Genomic DNA, 15,361 nt, shown 5'->3' with positions numbered 1-15,361 from the left:
CAATAATAAGTTGTTGCTCCCCCATGACCCTCAAGAGTGACCAGACTTGGGCGTGATGGATAGGCATCACTGACGCGACAGAGATTTAGGAGCTTCCTTATCAATCCTCTGCAGTTGCGTTTTGCTGCAAATCTTGGGTTAGAAACGCTCAAATTACCACAGAGCAAGGGTTTTAGCCATTGTCATCACTGAGGAAATAGCCAGAATAAAAGTAGCCATCGACCCAGCAATGGGCGCTACGACAACTCGGTGAACGAACGATGTTTCCCTCTCTTTTAAATCCACGTGCAGCAGGCATACTCCTATCGGGAGCTGTCTTGGGCATCCACTGCCAGGTGGCCATGGCCGCCCCTTTTCGCGACACCTTTGGCCACTGGGCCCAAGCCTACATTGAGACCCTCTCCGCTCAGGGCGTGTTGAACGGCTTCCCCGATGGTACCTTCCGCCCCAATGAGCCGGTTACCCGCGCTCAGTTTGCCACCATTGTCAATACCGCTTTCCGCCTCCGCAATACCTCCGGTACTTTTATCGGCTTTCGGGATGTGCCCCCCACCCACTGGGCAGCCAGTGCCATCTCGACGGCAGCGGCCAACAACTTAGTCGCAGGCTTTCCTGATGGCACCTTCCGTCCTGAACAGCCCGTTACCCGCACCGAAGCGCTGGTGGTTTTGACCAACGCCATTGGCAACACGGGAGCGATCCCAGCCGCTCAGCCCAGCGATCTCTTCAGCCGCTATCGAGATGCGGCAGCCATCCCCAATTGGGCCCTGGCACAACTTGCGGCAGCCAACCGCGCCGGGTTGATTGTCAATTATCCAGACCCGATGCTCTTGGAACCCAACCGCCCCGCCACCCGTGCCGAGGTGGCAGCCTTCACCCACCAGGCCATGCTCAGCCGGGGATCCTTGGTGGCACAAAACCCAGGGGGCTTGCCCTCCGGTTCCCAGCCAGGCTTTGACCTGCGCCTTTCCACCCTAGCGGCGGGCACCCTGATGCAAACCACCACCCCCTTCAACGAGCGCCTCTTCATTGCCCCCAACGAAACCCGGCCCATGTCTTTGATCGTCCGCAACCCGATTCGCAACGCCCAGGGGGATATTCTGGTGCCTTTTGGCTCGCGGGTGGATGGCCGCTTTGAGCCAGCCCCAGGGGGCACCCGTTTTGTGGCGGAAAGCATCATTGTCAACAACCAACTGTTCCCCTTGGCTGCCCAGTCAGACATCATCCACGATGTCAAGGATCCCCGCTACACCACCACAGGCAAAATCATTCAGGATGCGGCCATCGGTGCAGCAGCAGGCGCTATTCTCGGCTTGGTAACCGGAGACAATGCCATTGCCACAGAGGAAGTGCTGGGGGCAGGGGTGGCCGGAGCGGTAATTGGCAATGTAACGGCACCACAGGTGGTGGTGCTGGATCCCAATCAGGTGATCGAGCTGCGCCTCACTCAGGATCTGGCGCTGACCCCAGCATCCCGATAAAAGCGGTGCTGGCATAGCTATCTTCCCAGCCAATCCAAAAGGGTTGTTCCCCCCAACCACAGGCCGATCAAAATGGAAGTGGTCAGCAGTCCTCCTGCTACACAGATCAGGGATCCCAAGCTGCACAGGATCCCGTCTTCTTCCAGGAGGCCAAAGGCGGTGACGAAAACCCCCATTGCCGGCAGGGTGTTGGTGCCTGGAACGGGGATGATCATGGAAATCCCCATCAAGCCGATCCAGGTGCCCAGCCAGACTTGGCCGAGCCGTGTGGTGCAAAGCTGCTTCCAACGGGGGCGGGCAATTTTTTCAATGCGCTGCAACCATGGGATCCCAGCCTGCACCCACTTTTGAAAATGCTTCCGTTCAATAGAGGTCTGCAACACCCATTTCGGCAGCCAAGGAGTGGTTCGCCCTGCCAGCATTTGTGCGGCCAGCAACAGGATGACCACGCCAAAGGGAGTGGAATAGCCGGGAGCCGGCAGAGGCAAAGCAGAAGGGAAAGAGAGCACCGCCAAAAACAAGCCAAAACTGCGCTCGCCCGCCAGTTTTAGAATGTCTTCGATGCGGATCAACCCTTCCGGGGAGGGTTCGGGTTGCTCTGGGCTCTCGGGAAGGCGGGAAAACCGGGCTAGCTCTTGAGACAGACGGGCCATAGAGGGGGCAGGGCTGGAGCGGGCAAAGTTTGGCAACGGGTGGGCACTACCTGGAGGGCCAACGATAGCCTACTGCAAATTCAAGTTGTGTTGGATATCTTGAGCAAAGGGGTGGTTTCGGAGAGGTGACATGCTCGGTGACAGGTTCAAGAGGGCCGTAAACATCAGCAGCCTTGAGCGACAGCAGAAGGCTCCGACTCAGTTCCGCAAAGGGGGGCGTGGGCTGGGATGGCTCCTGCTGCTGGGATCCCTGTTGATGGTGGGGCGCGGTGTGGCCCTGGCAGAAGCGCAGTTGGAGGTGGGCACTTCCACTACCCTATCCCCGCAGGCAGCTCCGCCGGTGTTGCCACCCCCCCCTGTGGGAGTCCGACAAATTTCCCTGGATACCGATCCCGAACAAACTGCCGATATGCCCCTTTCCCTGATGGCTGAGCAGGTACTGGAGGCAGTGTGCGAAGCGCAAATTGATGCTCAGCGGGCCTTGGCTCTCATGCCCGACCTGAGCGAATCCCATATCCGTGCTGCCTGTCCGAAGCGACTGATCCCCAAAAGCTGAAGGGGCGGCCCCAAGTTGGCGCTGAAAAGTAGCCGGAAATACGTTCACTGCCAAGGAAAGGTGGTACTCAACCTGTGTACCTCTTTCTTCAGAGAGCCTTCCATTTATGATCAGCCTTTTTATGAGAGAGCCTGTCTGGTAGGGATCCTGGCGGGGGAACTCAACCGAACAGGCAAGCTGGGGGCGCTCTAGCGTGGACTTTGAACTACGGGCCGGGGAGATTTACGCTCTCCGGGGGGAGAATGGCGCCGGGAAAACCACCCTGATGAACATGCTGGCGGGCCTCTACCAGCCGGATGCTGGCGAGATTCGCCTGCGGGGCCGCCCAGTGCGGATCTGCTCCCCACACCAAGCCATCCAACTGGGCATCGGTATGGCGAAGCTTATGTGGTGCAAAGGCTTTACAGGTACCGGCAACATTGTTACACTGACCTAAGATTGTCTGCATCATTGTGCAAATAAATTCACAGACAGCCTATAAGTTTTGTGCGGATCTACACTTGGCATCACTGACTTGAGGGGAAGCCATGCCCAAAAAAGCCGCCAGCACAAAACCAAAAACAACTAGGGCAACCTCAAGAGAAGAGACCAAGCCCGATCCGCAAGGGGCGATTGCTGCAGAAATCCAGCGCCTTTCCGATACCTACGGCATCTCTAAGGAACTCCTGGAGAATTTTGCGCGGTTTGTGGTCAGGCAGCTACAGCCACCGCCTCGGTTGTCTGTCAAAGAGCTGCAGAAAGCGATTTACAACCACTTTGGCGTTAAAAACGCAGCCGAGCTGAGAAAGTCAGCCAGCTTCAAACTGGCAACCAGCGGCATGGGCAAGCTGAGCTTATCCAACATAGACGATTTGGAGCGCATTTATCGTCAGCACATCGGGATCCTTCCCAACGAAGAGGGGGAAGAGGGGTATGGCTGCATCAACGGGATCAACATCTTCAAGTACGACTTGCCATGGCGGGTTTTTGGACTTGACCCCGATCGAGCTACCAATGAGGACATCAAAGCTGCCTTTTATCGCCTGAGCAAGATCTACCATCCCGATTCTCCAACCGGGGATGACAAAATTTTCCAGCGATTGACTCTCTTCTACAAAAGCCTTACGGAGAAATTTGAGCAATGGCTATAGTCTATGTTTCTTCAAACAAGCTCGCCGAATTTTTGGGTATCAGCCTTGAGGAACTCAGGGAGATTGAAGCCTACTTTGACAGTATCCCTGATGATGAGTGGGAACTGGTGGAAGGTAAAGACTATCGCGTTATCAACAAAAGTTCGGGGCTGAGAGAATACACGCAGTCTGGTGCTTACGCCATTTTATCCTTTTTAAGGTCTAGGTCAGAGCAAGGTCGTAAGTACTCTACAGACACAAGCATTAGCACAAGCATTAGGAATTGGTTCAAGGAAGAGTATCGCAAGAGGCAGAAGGCTCTGGTGGATCATAGGATCCTCGAAAACAGCTCCTCTCTGGTCAGAAGACAAGATCAGTTTTGGCTATCTCTTCAAGATGTTGTGACGATCTTTGGAACTCGAACTGATTACCTTAAGAAAGCGCTTGAGATTGCATCAAAACAAAGTAAACTCATCAAAGACGTTCATTACACACGCTTTGGCAACGACGACACTGTCTACCTCTCTTTGCGAGGCATCTATGAGCTTGCCAAGATTATGGTAGAAGTCCTCAAGCAAAACCACAGAAAAGACTGGTGTCGAGATGTTGGCGAACGCATTGAACCCCAGATTCAGGCAATCGTCAAGACAATCCAGGATAGACAAAGGCAGATAGAAAGAGCAAAAGAGCTTGCAAGAAGAAGGGATAAAAATCTCTGTAGAGTTACTCGAAAAACAGCCAGTAGCCTAACGGTTCACCATCTCTACTCTGAAGCGCACTATCCAAAGATTGCAGCAAATCTTTCCAACCTGATTACTATAGCCAGCGAAGTGCATAGCCACTTTCATCAGTGGATGGGAGGTTTCAACGAGCCATGTACAATTGATGACTTCATCAAGTATGTTTTGGAATACTATCCTGAGAACAAAAACCTGATCATCTGGTTGGGACAACAGAAGGCCAGTCTTGGGCCGCAGTTGCCCATTGGCAAGGGGAGAGAGCATGTGCTCTACATTCCTCTCCAGCGTGTAACTTGAAATAACCCATTGGTTATCGGTTGTTTTCAGGTCATTCCAACCACCTTAGTCAGGTTTGTCCGTCCTTGAGGATCCTTGATCTCTTTTTGGGGATCCCTCTTTCTGCGAGCAATCCGCGTCTGTCTCACTGGAAACGACAGAGGCCATAGTACAGCCAGGGATCCCTAAACCAAGCCCTGATTTAAGATCTCGCGGGAACGGGCGATGGCTGCTCTCAAGTTGGCCCGCTGGGTGTAGCGCATCGTCATGGCGGCAGTTGTGTGGCCCAGCAAGTGCTGAATGTGTTCGGGGGCAACGCCGCGATCCAGCAACAAGGTGGCAAAACTGTGGCGAAACTGGTGGGGGGTTTGATGTCCCGGCTCAGGCTCGGTTAGCTTGAGCACAATATGCCGCAGGCCATCGTAGGTGAGGGGGCGCCCCCGGTAGGCCAAGCAGCGAGATTGGGAAACAAACAAGGGATCCGTCGGCGCGCACGGGCCCCGTTCTCGGCTCAGATACTGCTGCAACAGCTCGGAGAGGGGATCCCCTACTGCCACAGCGCGGGGTTTGCTCCCCTTGCCACAGCGCACTTCCAACAGGGATCCCTCAGGGCTGATTTGAAAATCTTGAACGGTTAAGTCCAACAGCTCCTGGGCCCGCAGCCCGCACTCCAGCATCAGGCGAATCAAAGCCGCGTAGCGCAGAGAATGGTTTTGGGCCCGCTGCAACACCCGCTGCAACAACAACCGATCTAGATCGCGAGGCAAACGAGCGGGTAGGCGGGCAGGTCGAATGGCTTGAGTGGGCAGGGGATCCTGAAGGTAGCCCCGTTGGCTGGCCCATTCAAAAAATTGCTGCAAGGCCAACCGCTTCAGGTTGTAGGTGGCCGGAGAGGCGGGCGGGTGGATCCGCTGGCCGGAGCGGTTGCGAAACGGACGGCCCTTCAAGCTGTTCAAAAAGGACTGGACGTGGGCAGGCTGCACCTGGGGCAGCGGCACGGGGCAAGTTTTGGCAAACTGCTCCAGAGCGATGCGATAGGTGCGGCGGCTAGCCGGGGCCAGATCCCGCTGCCGCTCCTGCAAAAATTGCGCCGCCAGATGGCTGAGGCTGGGAACAGGGCCAGTCGGCTGACTCTGGGGATGGGTCTCCTGAGCCCAGCCCGATCGAGGCTCCCTCATCCTGCCACCTCCATCCCTCTGCTAGCCCTTAACTTTATCCTCAACTTGTGGCCAGCTGCTGTCCAGAGAGGGATCCCGACCTGAGAGTCGATGGCTACTGGCCGGGCAGCAGGTGTTGGGTGATGAAATCCGTGTACACCTCGCCCCGCAAAAAAGCCTCGTGGCGCAGGATCTGCTGGTGGAAAGGGATCGTGGTGGGCACCCCGGTGATGGCACATTCCCCCAAAGCCCGCTGCATGCGGCGGATGGCTGCCGCCCGGTTAGGCCCCCAGACGATCAGCTTGCCCAACAGCGAATCGTAGTAGGGGGGAATGGTGTAGTCGGTGTAGATGTGGGAATCCATGCGCACCCCCGGCCCCCCAGGGGGCAAATAGGCGCTGATCGTGCCAGCGCAAGGCCGAAACTGCTGCTTGGGATCCTCGGCGTTGATGCGGCATTCGATAGCATGGCCCCGCAACTCCACATCCTTCTGGCGAAAGGTGAGGGGTTGACCTTGGGCAATGCGAATCTGCTCGGCAATCAGATCCAGCCCTGTCACCATCTCGGTAACCGGGTGCTCCACCTGGATGCGGGTGTTCATCTCGATGAAGTAGAACTGGCCATTTTTGTCCAGCAAAAACTCCACCGTGCCCGCTCCCACGTAATTCACCACCTTGGCCGCTTTCACCGCCGCTGCTCCCATGCGGGCGCGCAAGCTTGCAGTCAAAGCCGGGCTGGGGGCCTCTTCCAACAGCTTTTGATGCCGCCGTTGAATGGAGCAATCCCGCTCGTACAGATGCACCACATTGCCCTGGCTATCCGCCAAGATCTGAAACTCCACATGACGGGGGCGCTCGATGAACTTCTCCAAGTAAACCCCGCCGTTGCCAAAGGCTGCTTGGGCTTCCCCCTGAGCGGTGCGCAGCATCTTCAGCAGCTCCTGGGCATCCCGCGCCACCCGCATACCCCGCCCCCCGCCACCGGCGGTGGCTTTGATGATCACGGGGTAGCCGATTTTCTCCGCCAGCTTCACTGCCTCCTCCTCAGAGGTGATCAACCCGCGGCTGCCCGGCACCGTCGGCACCCCCACCGCTTGCATGGTCTCGCGGGCCGTGGCCTTGTCGCCCATCTTGCGCATCGCCTCTGGCGAGGGGCCGATGAAGATCAAGTTGTGGTCGGCACACATCTCGGCAAATTTGGCATTCTCCGCCAAGAACCCATAGCCCGGATGAATGGCAGTGGCCCCGCGGGTGAGGGCTGCCGAGATGATGTTGGGAATGTTGAGGTAGCTTTTGGCCACCGGGGCATCTCCTACGCAAACAGCCTCGTCCGCCAGTTGGACGTGCAGGGAGTTCTGATCCGCAGTGGAGTAAACGGCCACCGTTCGGATCCCCATTTCCTGACAGGTGCGGATGATGCGCAGGGCAATCTCACCCCGGTTGGCGATCAGGATCTTGGTGATGGGCGGCATGAGGGAGGTTCAGAGCAGAGAGATAACTTGACCGCTAAAGCCAGCAGTCTGTGAACGCAAGGTTAAGTTTAGGTGCTCATCCTACTATGCCAACCAGAGGGAAGAATAGAGAAGGCTGGTGGGGATCCCGCATCCGGCCAATCCAGCCGACAACCTAGCTGGGGCTGAGGCTACAGGGATCCGGCTGCAGCAGAATCCCGGTGGGGGCAAACTGCGTCACCCAAAACTCCACATCTTGAAACTGGCGACGCAGGGTGTCGCGCGCTTGGGCGGCCAGCTCCAGGCTGGGCATGATTCCGAAGACCGTTGGCCCCGACCCCGACATCAGGGATCCCAGTGCCCCCGCCGAGAGAAGAGCTTGGCGCAGTTCCCCTACAATCGCGTACTCCGGCAAAACCACCTGTTCCAAGTCATTGCGCAAACTCCTGGCTAACGCCGGCGGATCCTGACGGCTGAGAGCCGCCAACGCCTGCGGCAAGGTGGGCAGCGCGGGTTCAGATGGGGCAGTCGCTCCCAAGATCTCCCGGCGAGAACGAAAGGCTTGATAGGCCCAGGCAGTCGAAACCCCCAGGTGCTTGGGCTTGGCCAGCAGCACAGGGATCCCTTCCCAATCGGCCAGCGGCTCCAAAACTTCCCCGCGCCCGGTGGCCAGTTGCGTTCCCCCCTGGATACAGAAGGGAATGTCGGATCCCAGACGGGCTGCCAAACTCTGCAACTCTCCCACCGTCAGGCCCAGCCCCCACAGTTGGTTTAACCCCACCAAAACCGCCGCTGCATCAGCCGAGCCCCCCGCCAAACCTGCTGCCACCGGAATGTGCTTTTCGATGTGAATCTCCACGCCAGCGGCAGAGTGACACTCTTTTTGCAGCAGCTCAGCGGCTTGATAGGCAAGGTTGCGGGCATCTGTGGGCACTTCTGGACGATCGCAGGTGAGGTGGATCCCGTGAGGACGGCTCTTCAACTGCAGGCGATCCGCCAAATGAATGCTCTGCAACACCATCGCCACCTCTGAATACCCATCAGGACGGGAGCCGAGGATTTCCAGGTAGAGGTTGATCTTGGCGCGGGCAATCAGGGTACAGGCTTGCATGGGGTGAAAATCTGGGTCAGCAACAAGTCTCAACTCCCCTTAGCCTGTACAGACCTGATCAAAACACAGACTTATCCGGGGAGGTCTCCCAGCCCGATTCTAACGGCAATGGATCCCCTTTCTAGCTGCCGGAGCGCGGCCATGGCCCCAGCCACTCTCCACCGCGAAAGCGCCAGCGGGGAAACAAAATGCGCATTACCACCCAAGCGCTGAGGTAAAGGCAAACCCAGACCACACTGTAGTGGAGAATAAAATCTCCCAAGTCAAACCGTTGGGTTGGGATATAAGGAAGACCCACCACCTTCAAGACTGTACCCAAAAAAAGTCCCTCCCAAATGCCGGCCAAAAGCTGAAGGATCCCAGGCCAATCGTGATCCCACATCCACCCCATCAGATAGTTATAAACGACATCCCAAACACAGCCAAACAGACCCACGTAGAACAGCACCCAAAAATAGGTGAGGCTGCCGCCATGTCCGGTGATCCCAAAATAAAAGGGTAAACTTGCCAAAACACCAACGGTGGCCAATAAGAAAATGCGAGTTTGCCAGCGGCCAATCAAGGTCGGAGTCATTTTTTCCTCCCGCAGTTTTGCCAATCGAGATCATCAGGATCCGTGTCGCCCCCAGTCTGTTTGAGAGAATCTTCTGGCCTTCACCCCCATCCGTTCTCCCTTTGGTAGAGAAGAGTTAGGGCTCAGCGCAACGCCACTTTCATGAGGCTAGCGCGATGGGGAATGGCCATGGTGTGCCGCCAATGTTTTACGTGTGGGACAGCGTTGATAACCAAAAACATCTCACAAAATCCAGAAGCGTTGCCCAATGTCGGCAAGCTAGGGGCTGATGTTTAGGGCCCACTTGCACCATTGCCACAGGGATCGGATCCCTTCTAGACCTTTGACCCCCGGTGCCCGCAGTCGAGCCAGGTGTTCCACCGAGCGATGGGCACAGTACTGTAAACCCAAAAACGTATCCACCGGCGCATAGGGCCCGCCCAAGGTGATGATCCCAGCGGCGTACATTCGCCCATCCCGGTTGCGCATCTCCACCAGCTCAAAGTCGTTGGAGACATGCAAGCGCCCGTGAGGATTGAGGGGCAGGTTGTAGTGGGTAATTAGATCGTTGAGGAGAGGATTGGTCATGGGATCCGAAACCAAACCCGTACAGTCGATAACGAAATCGGCCTCCACCTTTAATTGTGTGTTGTTGTGGGTACCTCGAATGTAGGTCACCGGCTTACCCTTGTCGCCGGGAACCACCAGCTCCACCTTGCCAAACACAATCGAGTACCAGCCCTCTCGCAACCCTTGCCGCACGATCCGCCGCCATTTCCGCCGACTTGCTGTCGTGGTGCCGCCCCAAGCTTCCAGCAGTTCGCGCCGTTCCAGGGGGGTCGCCGCTTCCAATTTGGCACGCAGAACTCCTCCCCAAGTGCCCTTGGGCCAGTTGAAGGGCTGAAACTCCCAATGGTTATCCACTGCCCGTTTGGCTCGTCCGAAGCGATTACCGCTTTTGGGCGCACGGCTCAGATGCACCACCGAGATGCGGGGGTTGACTTTGCGGGCTTCGTAAAGGCGTTCCATCACCTGAGAGGCGACGATCCCAAATCCCCGAATTAGGACGGTGCCACCTTGTTTCTCCAACTGCTCATAAACGTGATCATGAGGCTCATAGCCGTGTACCACCGATCTCAAATCTCCTGTTTTTTCGCGAAACTCCTGCAGGTCGTTGAGCAACTTGATGGCCGGATATCCAGTTGCCAAATGGAGATACTTGGCCACCATAAAACGGTGATCCGTATGGCCGGGCCGCGTTGCCGAATAGGCCACCACATATCGCCCATCCTCCGTTTTGCGAATGGCGCGAATATGGCCGTAACACAACATTTGCTCCCAACCAATTCGGGCTGCCTCCCGATCCATTGAGGCAAATACATCCCCCGCCCGCGGCGTATAGGTATCTGCCAACAAGGGCTCACTAAATACCTGCCACAAAAAGCCGAATGCTTCCAACAATCGGCCGGAGAAAAAGGAACGCCAAGCATCCCGCAGAGCATAGCCAGGCCAGCCCCAAATGTTGTCTGGACAAGAATCGGAGCCAGAGCGAATTCGCTTCCAGCGGGGGATCTGGCAGTTGGTCAAAAGCCGTTCATACCGTTCGTAGGGTTTGCGGGCAATGCTGATGACGCGGATGTGTTCCGGTCTGACCCCGTAGATGCGCAGGGTATCCACCCAGACAAAGCTGCCGATACCGCCGCCCAAGGCCAAATAGAGGGTCTCTTCCACAGGTAGTCCGGTGGCTTTGAGGGCGCTCAGGGCAATTTGCTCAGCTCGAAACAAATCCGGCGGCGGAAAATCCGAGCCAGGCCGCACCTCGGGAAGCTGCTCTGGGGCAAAAACCACCGTGGAAGCCGGGGGAACCTCAAATGCGGTGTCGGGTTGGGTGGCCGGGCGAATCAGTTCGGTGCGCGGCTCCAGCAAAAGAGTAGGGGTGGCGGTCAGAAGGGTGGCATTGGGATCCCTGGGGGACACCAAACCCACGGTGATGCTGTAGGGGCCAAGCTCCACCACTTCTCCCCCCTGGAGCACCCGGCGTGCCTGACGGATTTTTTCCCCATTGATGCGGCTGCCGTTGGCACTGCGATCTTCATAGATGACCTGGCCATCCTCACCGAGATAGACGAGGGCGTGATAACGGGAGATCTCCTGGCTGGCAAACACAGCCCGCGCCACTTCTCGACCTTGCCATTCCTGTGGCAATTGGGCCAGCTCCCTGCCCAAGGCAAGAGGCAATGGAAAAATCAGCTCCTGCTGTTCTTCGGTGATGGGATCTTCCCAGCTCAGTTGAATTTGCATAGCTTCTGCTCACCTTTACAAAGATCATGTACAAAGATCATGAAGAGGCCATTGAGAAAACACAGAACAGCGCGACCTCACAGGTCACTTTTGGTTTGCCCGGGATCCCTTTTTTCTATCCCCCACGGACTTGGATCAGCCACTGGGATCTGTAAGAAGAATAGAAAGGGTTGGTCCTCTAGAGAGGAGGTTGTGGGGCTTTGCCAGCTTCTGGAGGAGGGATCACCAAGGTAGCGCTCAAAACCAAATGCCCACAGTAGGGACAATTCTGGCCCTGATATTCCGGGGGTAGGTAGTGAGGGTTTTCCAGGCGGCTGCACTTAACCTTGAGGGCGTCCAAAGTGCCGCGGCTGAGGGGAACCCCCTGATTCTTCCTGGCAACTTCTATGGACTTCACCCTCAGCACAACGCGCCCCAATTGAATTTGGCTATTGGCCTCAAGCGCAAGCTCTTCCTGAATTATTTTTCGGCCATTCACCCAGACGGGGTTGGGCTGCTTAGGAGGCAAACGATCCCGAGTTAAGTTGCGAATGTGAAAGTTTAAGGTTTTGGGATCAAAATAAAGCCCGGCGTGAACTCCTGAGACCGAGCGAGTTGGGTCATTGAGCACCACATCACAGCTGGGATCCCGTCCAATGGTAACCAGCTTGGAGGGAACAGGCGAAACCGTTTGCGATCGGCGCCGGTCGGCCTCGGTCCATTCTAAAGTGAGTTGACACACGATCCCATTCTCCACAGTTCAGCGCCTCCATTCCCTAGATCGGCTTCAGCATATCGAAAGGTCAGCTTGGGGAAAGCAGAAGATGTCTTTTTCGTCAAAATTGTTATCTTTTTGGATAACTATAACCTACTCCCCTGACCAAAGGCTTGCGCTGATCCGGATCACCTGAGTTGGGATCTCCGAGTTACATTCCTGCTGGAGACCGTGCCCAAACGCTCCGCGCCGCTTCCGCGACCACCCTCAGCTCCTCTTCCAGAGGGAGAGGAGAACCAGACGGAAAGGTTTCATTCATGATGTTTAGACCATGATGTTTAGAGTGACTACATACTCGACTTTATCCCCACCCGATTTGAAGCAACAAAACTCGATCTCCTCAGGAACGGCGAGGCCGTTCAAGTTTGACCGAGGTGGCCTGATCCCTTGGCCGGAAGCCTCAGAAATCCACCTGAGAGATAGGGCCTAGAGTGAGTTTTGAGTTTCTGGGGATCCTGCAAGACTAGTATCCTCTGTGTCTTTATCCAAACCGTTTTCAAAGCACTCCGGTAAATGTGAAACTGCCGCTGCCCAGCCGCTCCTGCCGATCGAACACACTGATGGTGAGCTGATGGGATCCCGTTTGAGTGAGGGTAAAGCGATTCTGGGTCAGGGTCAGCCCTGTAACGGTGCAGGTGGTCGCCCCAACGAAGCAGCCGGGCAACTGAGCGGCATCAAAAGCTCCCAGAGTTACGAAATTGCCGAGTGGGGTGGTGACGGAAGCCAAAAAGGCGTTGGAACCCCGGATCCCGGCAGGGGCTTCTACCCGGAAAGACACCACAAAGGTTGGAGTTTGCCCCACCGAGACGGTGCGCGGAGAGAGATCAGTAATGGTGAGGGATGGAGCAGGTATGGGAGGCGGCAGGGGCAGAAGATCGCTGCTGCCGGTCGTGCCCCCACACCCCACCAGAACACTGCTCAGCAGCACCAGCAATGGGATCCGTTCATGCCTTCGCTGCATGGTTTTCCTCCACTCCAAAAGGTCTTCTTTTTTTGAGCTTATTGTCTAGAGTTTGTCTCCACCAAGCCAGCGGGCGGAAAGGAGAGAACCTGGCGAGAAGCAGCCTGGAATCCTTCGTCTATTCCCCTTGCAAAAGGTTTTGGCAAGCTGTGGCAATGGCCCAGTCCTCTTGGGCTGAGATCACCAGAACCCGCACCGGAGCATCCGAAGTGCTGATATCGCAGTTGCGGGGGGATCCGGCATTCAAAACCGGGTCGATCTGGATCCCCAAAAAACCCAGATCTGCACAGGCTGCTGCCCGCACCGGCGCCGAGTTTTCCCCAATCCCCCCAGAGAACACCAGCGCATCCAGCCGATCTAAGCTCATGAGCATCGCCCCAATCTGGCTGCGCAGACGGTGAACAAACAGCTCAAAAGCCAGCTCCGCCCGGGCATGGCCTGCCTCCATTGCCTCCAACACAACCCGCATATCGCTGCTCAGGCCGGAAACGCCCTTCAACCCCGATTCTCGGTTCAAGATCCGATCCAGTTCATCCACGCTCATGCCCTGGCGCAACTGATGGATCAAAATGCCCGGATCCACCGACCCCGACCGGGATCCCATCATCAAGCCCTCCAGGGGGGTGTAGCCCATGGTGGTGTCCACACTTCTGCCCCCGCGAATGGCCGCCAACGAGCAGCCGTTGCCCAGGTGACAAGTGATCAGCCGCAACTCCTCCAGGGGTCGGTTCAAGATCTCGGCAGCGCGACGGGCGCAATGCTCGTGGTTGATGCCATGAAACCCGTAGCGGCGGATCCCTTGTTCAGCCCAAGCGTAGGGAAGGGGGTAAAGGGCTGCGGCCAGAGGCATTTGCTGGTGGAAGGCGGTGTCGAAAACGGCCACCTGAGGGATCCCCGGCAACAGTTGCCTTAGCAGACGGATGCCAGCCAGCGCAGCAGGGTTGTGGGCTGGGGCCAAGGGGATCAATTGCTCAATCGCCCTCTCCACCTCTGGCGTAATTAAGGTGGGCTGCCGGTACAGGGATCCCCCATGCACCACCCGATGGCCGACGCCGCCGATCTCAGCCGCCTGCGGGAGCAGGGATCCCTCCCCTTGCCAGAGGCTTTGAAACAGCGGGGCCAGTTGGCCGATCCCTCCCTCAGGTGAAGCGGAGGGAAAAGGTTCCCACCCACCGCCTCGCCGACGAGTCTGGATGAGGGCCTCCCCCGGCTTGTAGGTGAAATCCACCTGGGCTTGCCAGATGGGCGTGGCCTCCACCCTTCCCTCAACCGTCAGAAATAGGGAGGATTTGAGGCTGCTGGAACCGGCATTGACGACCAGAATATTCACAGCGTGTCTTCGTTGGCCTTCGCACTGCTGGGCTTAAGGCCTATAGCCCGCTTGCTTGAACAGAGCGGTTGACTACCCTGCCGCTAAGGATGACCATAGCATTAAAGCCCTCCTGCAGCTTCCTGAGGCCAAGGCGAACTGCGTAGCGGTAGGACGGAGCTTTAGACCCAATTTTTTGGGTAATCTGTTCCCCTACTTCTGTTGCCCTCCATCCCACTGGACTAACGCTGCTTATGCCCAGAGTCATCGTCACAGATCCCATCGATCAGGCGGGGATCGACATTCTCTCCCAAGTCGCTCAGGTGGATGTGCAAACCCAGCTCACCCCAGAGCAGTTGATCGCGGTCATCCCCAACTACGATGCCATCATGGTGCGCTCCGGTACACGGGTTACCCGAGAGGTAATCGAGGCGGGGACGAACTTAAAAATCATCGGGCGGGCGGGCGTTGGTGTCGATAACATCGATGTGCCTGCCGCAACCAAAGCCGGGATCCTGGTGGTCAACTCCCCAGAGGGCAACACCATTGCCGCTGCCGAGCACGCCATTGCCTTGATGATGGCCCTCTCCCGCCACATACCCGATGCCAATGCCTCTCTGAAGTCGGGCCTGTGGAATCGGCAAGAGTTTGTCGGCGTAGAAGTCTACAAAAAAACGCTGGGGATTGTCGGATTGGGTCGGATTGGATCCCATGTGGCCCAGATTGCCAAGGCGATGGGGATGAAGCTGCTGGCCTATGACCCCTATCTATCCGTGGAGCGGGCCGAGCAACTGGGGGTACGCCTGGTGGACTTCACAACTTTGGTCCAGGAATCCGACTACATCACCTTGCACATTCCCAAAACCCCTGAAACCACCAACCTGTTCAACGCCGAAACCTTTCGCATGATGAAGCCGACCGCTCGCCTGATCAACTGCGCCCGCGGCGGT

Annotated in this window: 15 protein-coding genes (1 of these 15 cut by a window edge); 6 read left to right on the top strand and 9 right to left on the bottom strand. The window is 56.9% G+C overall.

Annotated elements, in window-relative coordinates; all coding sequences use genetic code 11:
• The first annotated feature begins 341 nt into the window (after positions 1–341).
• Complete coding sequence (locus CYB_RS06650; RefSeq protein ID WP_238376956.1) at positions 342–1,481, top strand: S-layer homology domain-containing protein; 1,140 nt, start codon at positions 342–344, stop codon at positions 1,479–1,481.
• Positions 1,482–1,498: 17 nt separating this feature from the next.
• On the opposite strand, the gene CYB_RS06645 is transcribed toward CYB_RS06650, so the two are convergent.
• Entirely contained in the window at positions 1,499–2,170 is a 672-nt protein-coding gene (locus CYB_RS06645) for an exopolysaccharide biosynthesis protein (protein ID WP_238376955.1), read from the bottom strand.
• 94 nt (positions 2,171–2,264) lie between these two features.
• Here CYB_RS06645 and CYB_RS06640 point away from each other — a divergent pair, with 94 nt between their 5' ends.
• The 4 genes from CYB_RS06640 to CYB_RS06625 all read left to right on the top strand — a co-directional run bounded on the left by CYB_RS06640 (position 2,265) and on the right by CYB_RS06625 (position 4,836).
• The gene (locus tag CYB_RS06640; RefSeq protein WP_011433014.1) at positions 2,265–2,690 is read left to right on the top strand and encodes a hypothetical protein; all 426 of its coding nucleotides are present in this window, start codon (positions 2,265–2,267) and stop codon (positions 2,688–2,690) included.
• Positions 2,691–2,883: 193 nt separating this feature from the next.
• Positions 2,884–3,126, top strand: coding sequence for an ATP-binding cassette domain-containing protein (locus CYB_RS06635; RefSeq protein ID WP_011433012.1), 243 nt, complete (start codon positions 2,884–2,886; stop codon positions 3,124–3,126).
• A 91-nt stretch (positions 3,127–3,217) separates the two neighbouring features.
• Positions 3,218–3,820 carry a J domain-containing protein gene (locus CYB_RS06630; RefSeq protein ID WP_083757641.1) on the top strand — a complete coding sequence of 201 codons (603 nt, stop codon included), beginning with the start codon at positions 3,218–3,220 and terminating at the stop codon, positions 3,818–3,820.
• Positions 3,811–4,836, top strand: a complete 1,026-nt coding sequence (locus tag CYB_RS06625) for a hypothetical protein (RefSeq protein WP_011433009.1) — start codon at positions 3,811–3,813, stop codon at positions 4,834–4,836. The genes CYB_RS06630 and CYB_RS06625 overlap by 10 nt, the downstream gene beginning before the upstream one ends.
• A gap of 164 nt (positions 4,837–5,000) precedes the next feature.
• Here CYB_RS06625 and CYB_RS06620 read toward each other — a convergent pair whose 3' ends face one another.
• The 8 genes from CYB_RS06620 to CYB_RS06585 all read right to left on the bottom strand — a co-directional run bounded on the left by CYB_RS06620 (position 5,001) and on the right by CYB_RS06585 (position 14,432).
• Complete coding sequence (locus CYB_RS06620; RefSeq protein ID WP_011433008.1) at positions 5,001–5,993, bottom strand: tyrosine-type recombinase/integrase; 993 nt, start codon at positions 5,991–5,993, stop codon at positions 5,001–5,003.
• 94 nt (positions 5,994–6,087) lie between these two features.
• Positions 6,088–7,443: an acetyl-CoA carboxylase biotin carboxylase subunit gene (gene accC, locus CYB_RS06615; protein WP_011433007.1), complete on the bottom strand. Its 1,356-nt coding sequence runs from the start codon at positions 7,441–7,443 to the stop codon at positions 6,088–6,090.
• A 154-nt stretch (positions 7,444–7,597) separates the two neighbouring features.
• Complete coding sequence (ispE, locus tag CYB_RS06610) at positions 7,598–8,533, bottom strand: 4-(cytidine 5'-diphospho)-2-C-methyl-D-erythritol kinase (protein ID WP_011433006.1); 936 nt, start codon at positions 8,531–8,533, stop codon at positions 7,598–7,600.
• A 121-nt stretch (positions 8,534–8,654) separates the two neighbouring features.
• Entirely contained in the window at positions 8,655–9,107 is a 453-nt protein-coding gene (locus CYB_RS06605) for a hypothetical protein (RefSeq protein WP_011431474.1), read from the bottom strand.
• Positions 9,108–9,365: 258 nt separating this feature from the next.
• The gene (locus CYB_RS06600; RefSeq protein ID WP_011433005.1) at positions 9,366–11,387 is read right to left on the bottom strand and encodes an FHA domain-containing protein; all 2,022 of its coding nucleotides are present in this window, start codon (positions 11,385–11,387) and stop codon (positions 9,366–9,368) included.
• A 178-nt stretch (positions 11,388–11,565) separates the two neighbouring features.
• Positions 11,566–12,108 (bottom strand): FHA domain-containing protein, encoded by a 543-nt coding sequence (locus tag CYB_RS06595; protein WP_011433004.1) that lies wholly within the window; start codon positions 12,106–12,108, stop codon positions 11,566–11,568.
• 529 nt (positions 12,109–12,637) lie between these two features.
• Complete coding sequence (locus tag CYB_RS06590; protein ID WP_011433003.1) at positions 12,638–13,102, bottom strand: hypothetical protein; 465 nt, start codon at positions 13,100–13,102, stop codon at positions 12,638–12,640.
• Between the two features lie 118 nt (positions 13,103–13,220).
• Positions 13,221–14,432, bottom strand: coding sequence for an acetate kinase (locus tag CYB_RS06585; protein ID WP_011433002.1), 1,212 nt, complete (start codon positions 14,430–14,432; stop codon positions 13,221–13,223).
• Positions 14,433–14,665: 233 nt separating this feature from the next.
• Here CYB_RS06585 and serA point away from each other — a divergent pair, with 233 nt between their 5' ends.
• Positions 14,666–15,361, top strand: partial view of a phosphoglycerate dehydrogenase gene (gene serA, locus CYB_RS06580; RefSeq protein WP_011433001.1) — the beginning only. It continues 885 nt past the right edge of the window; 696 of the gene's 1,581 nt are visible here — the first part of the coding sequence; it begins with the start codon at positions 14,666–14,668; its stop codon lies off the right edge, out of view.

The sequence above is a fragment of the Synechococcus sp. JA-2-3B'a(2-13) genome (genome assembly GCF_000013225.1).
Classification (GTDB): Bacteria; Cyanobacteriota; Cyanobacteriia; order Thermostichales; family Thermostichaceae; genus Thermostichus.
The sequence above is the reverse complement of the archived record's forward strand: the minus strand, read 5'-3'. Positions and strand labels throughout refer to the sequence as shown.

Bases quoted from the DNA above. Each gene is read 5' to 3' on its own strand.
- CYB_RS06605 (WP_011431474.1), bottom strand. From the start codon at position 9,107: ATGACTCCGACCTTGATTGGCCGCTGGCAAACTCGCATTTTCTTATTG.
- ispE (WP_011433006.1), bottom strand. From the start codon at position 8,533: ATGCAAGCCTGTACCCTGATTGCCCGCGCCAAGATCAACCTCTACCTG.
- CYB_RS06620 (WP_011433008.1), bottom strand. From the start codon at position 5,993: ATGAGGGAGCCTCGATCGGGCTGGGCTCAGGAGACCCATCCCCAGAGT.
- CYB_RS06650 (WP_238376956.1), top strand. From the start codon at position 342: ATGGCCGCCCCTTTTCGCGACACCTTTGGCCACTGGGCCCAAGCCTAC.
- CYB_RS06600 (WP_011433005.1), bottom strand. From the start codon at position 11,387: ATGCAAATTCAACTGAGCTGGGAAGATCCCATCACCGAAGAACAGCAG.
- CYB_RS06640 (WP_011433014.1), top strand. From the start codon at position 2,265: ATGCTCGGTGACAGGTTCAAGAGGGCCGTAAACATCAGCAGCCTTGAG.
- CYB_RS06625 (WP_011433009.1), top strand. From the start codon at position 3,811: ATGGCTATAGTCTATGTTTCTTCAAACAAGCTCGCCGAATTTTTGGGT.
- CYB_RS06630 (WP_083757641.1), top strand. From the start codon at position 3,218: ATGCCCAAAAAAGCCGCCAGCACAAAACCAAAAACAACTAGGGCAACC.
- accC (WP_011433007.1), bottom strand. From the start codon at position 7,443: ATGCCGCCCATCACCAAGATCCTGATCGCCAACCGGGGTGAGATTGCC.
- CYB_RS06590 (WP_011433003.1), bottom strand. From the start codon at position 13,102: ATGCAGCGAAGGCATGAACGGATCCCATTGCTGGTGCTGCTGAGCAGT.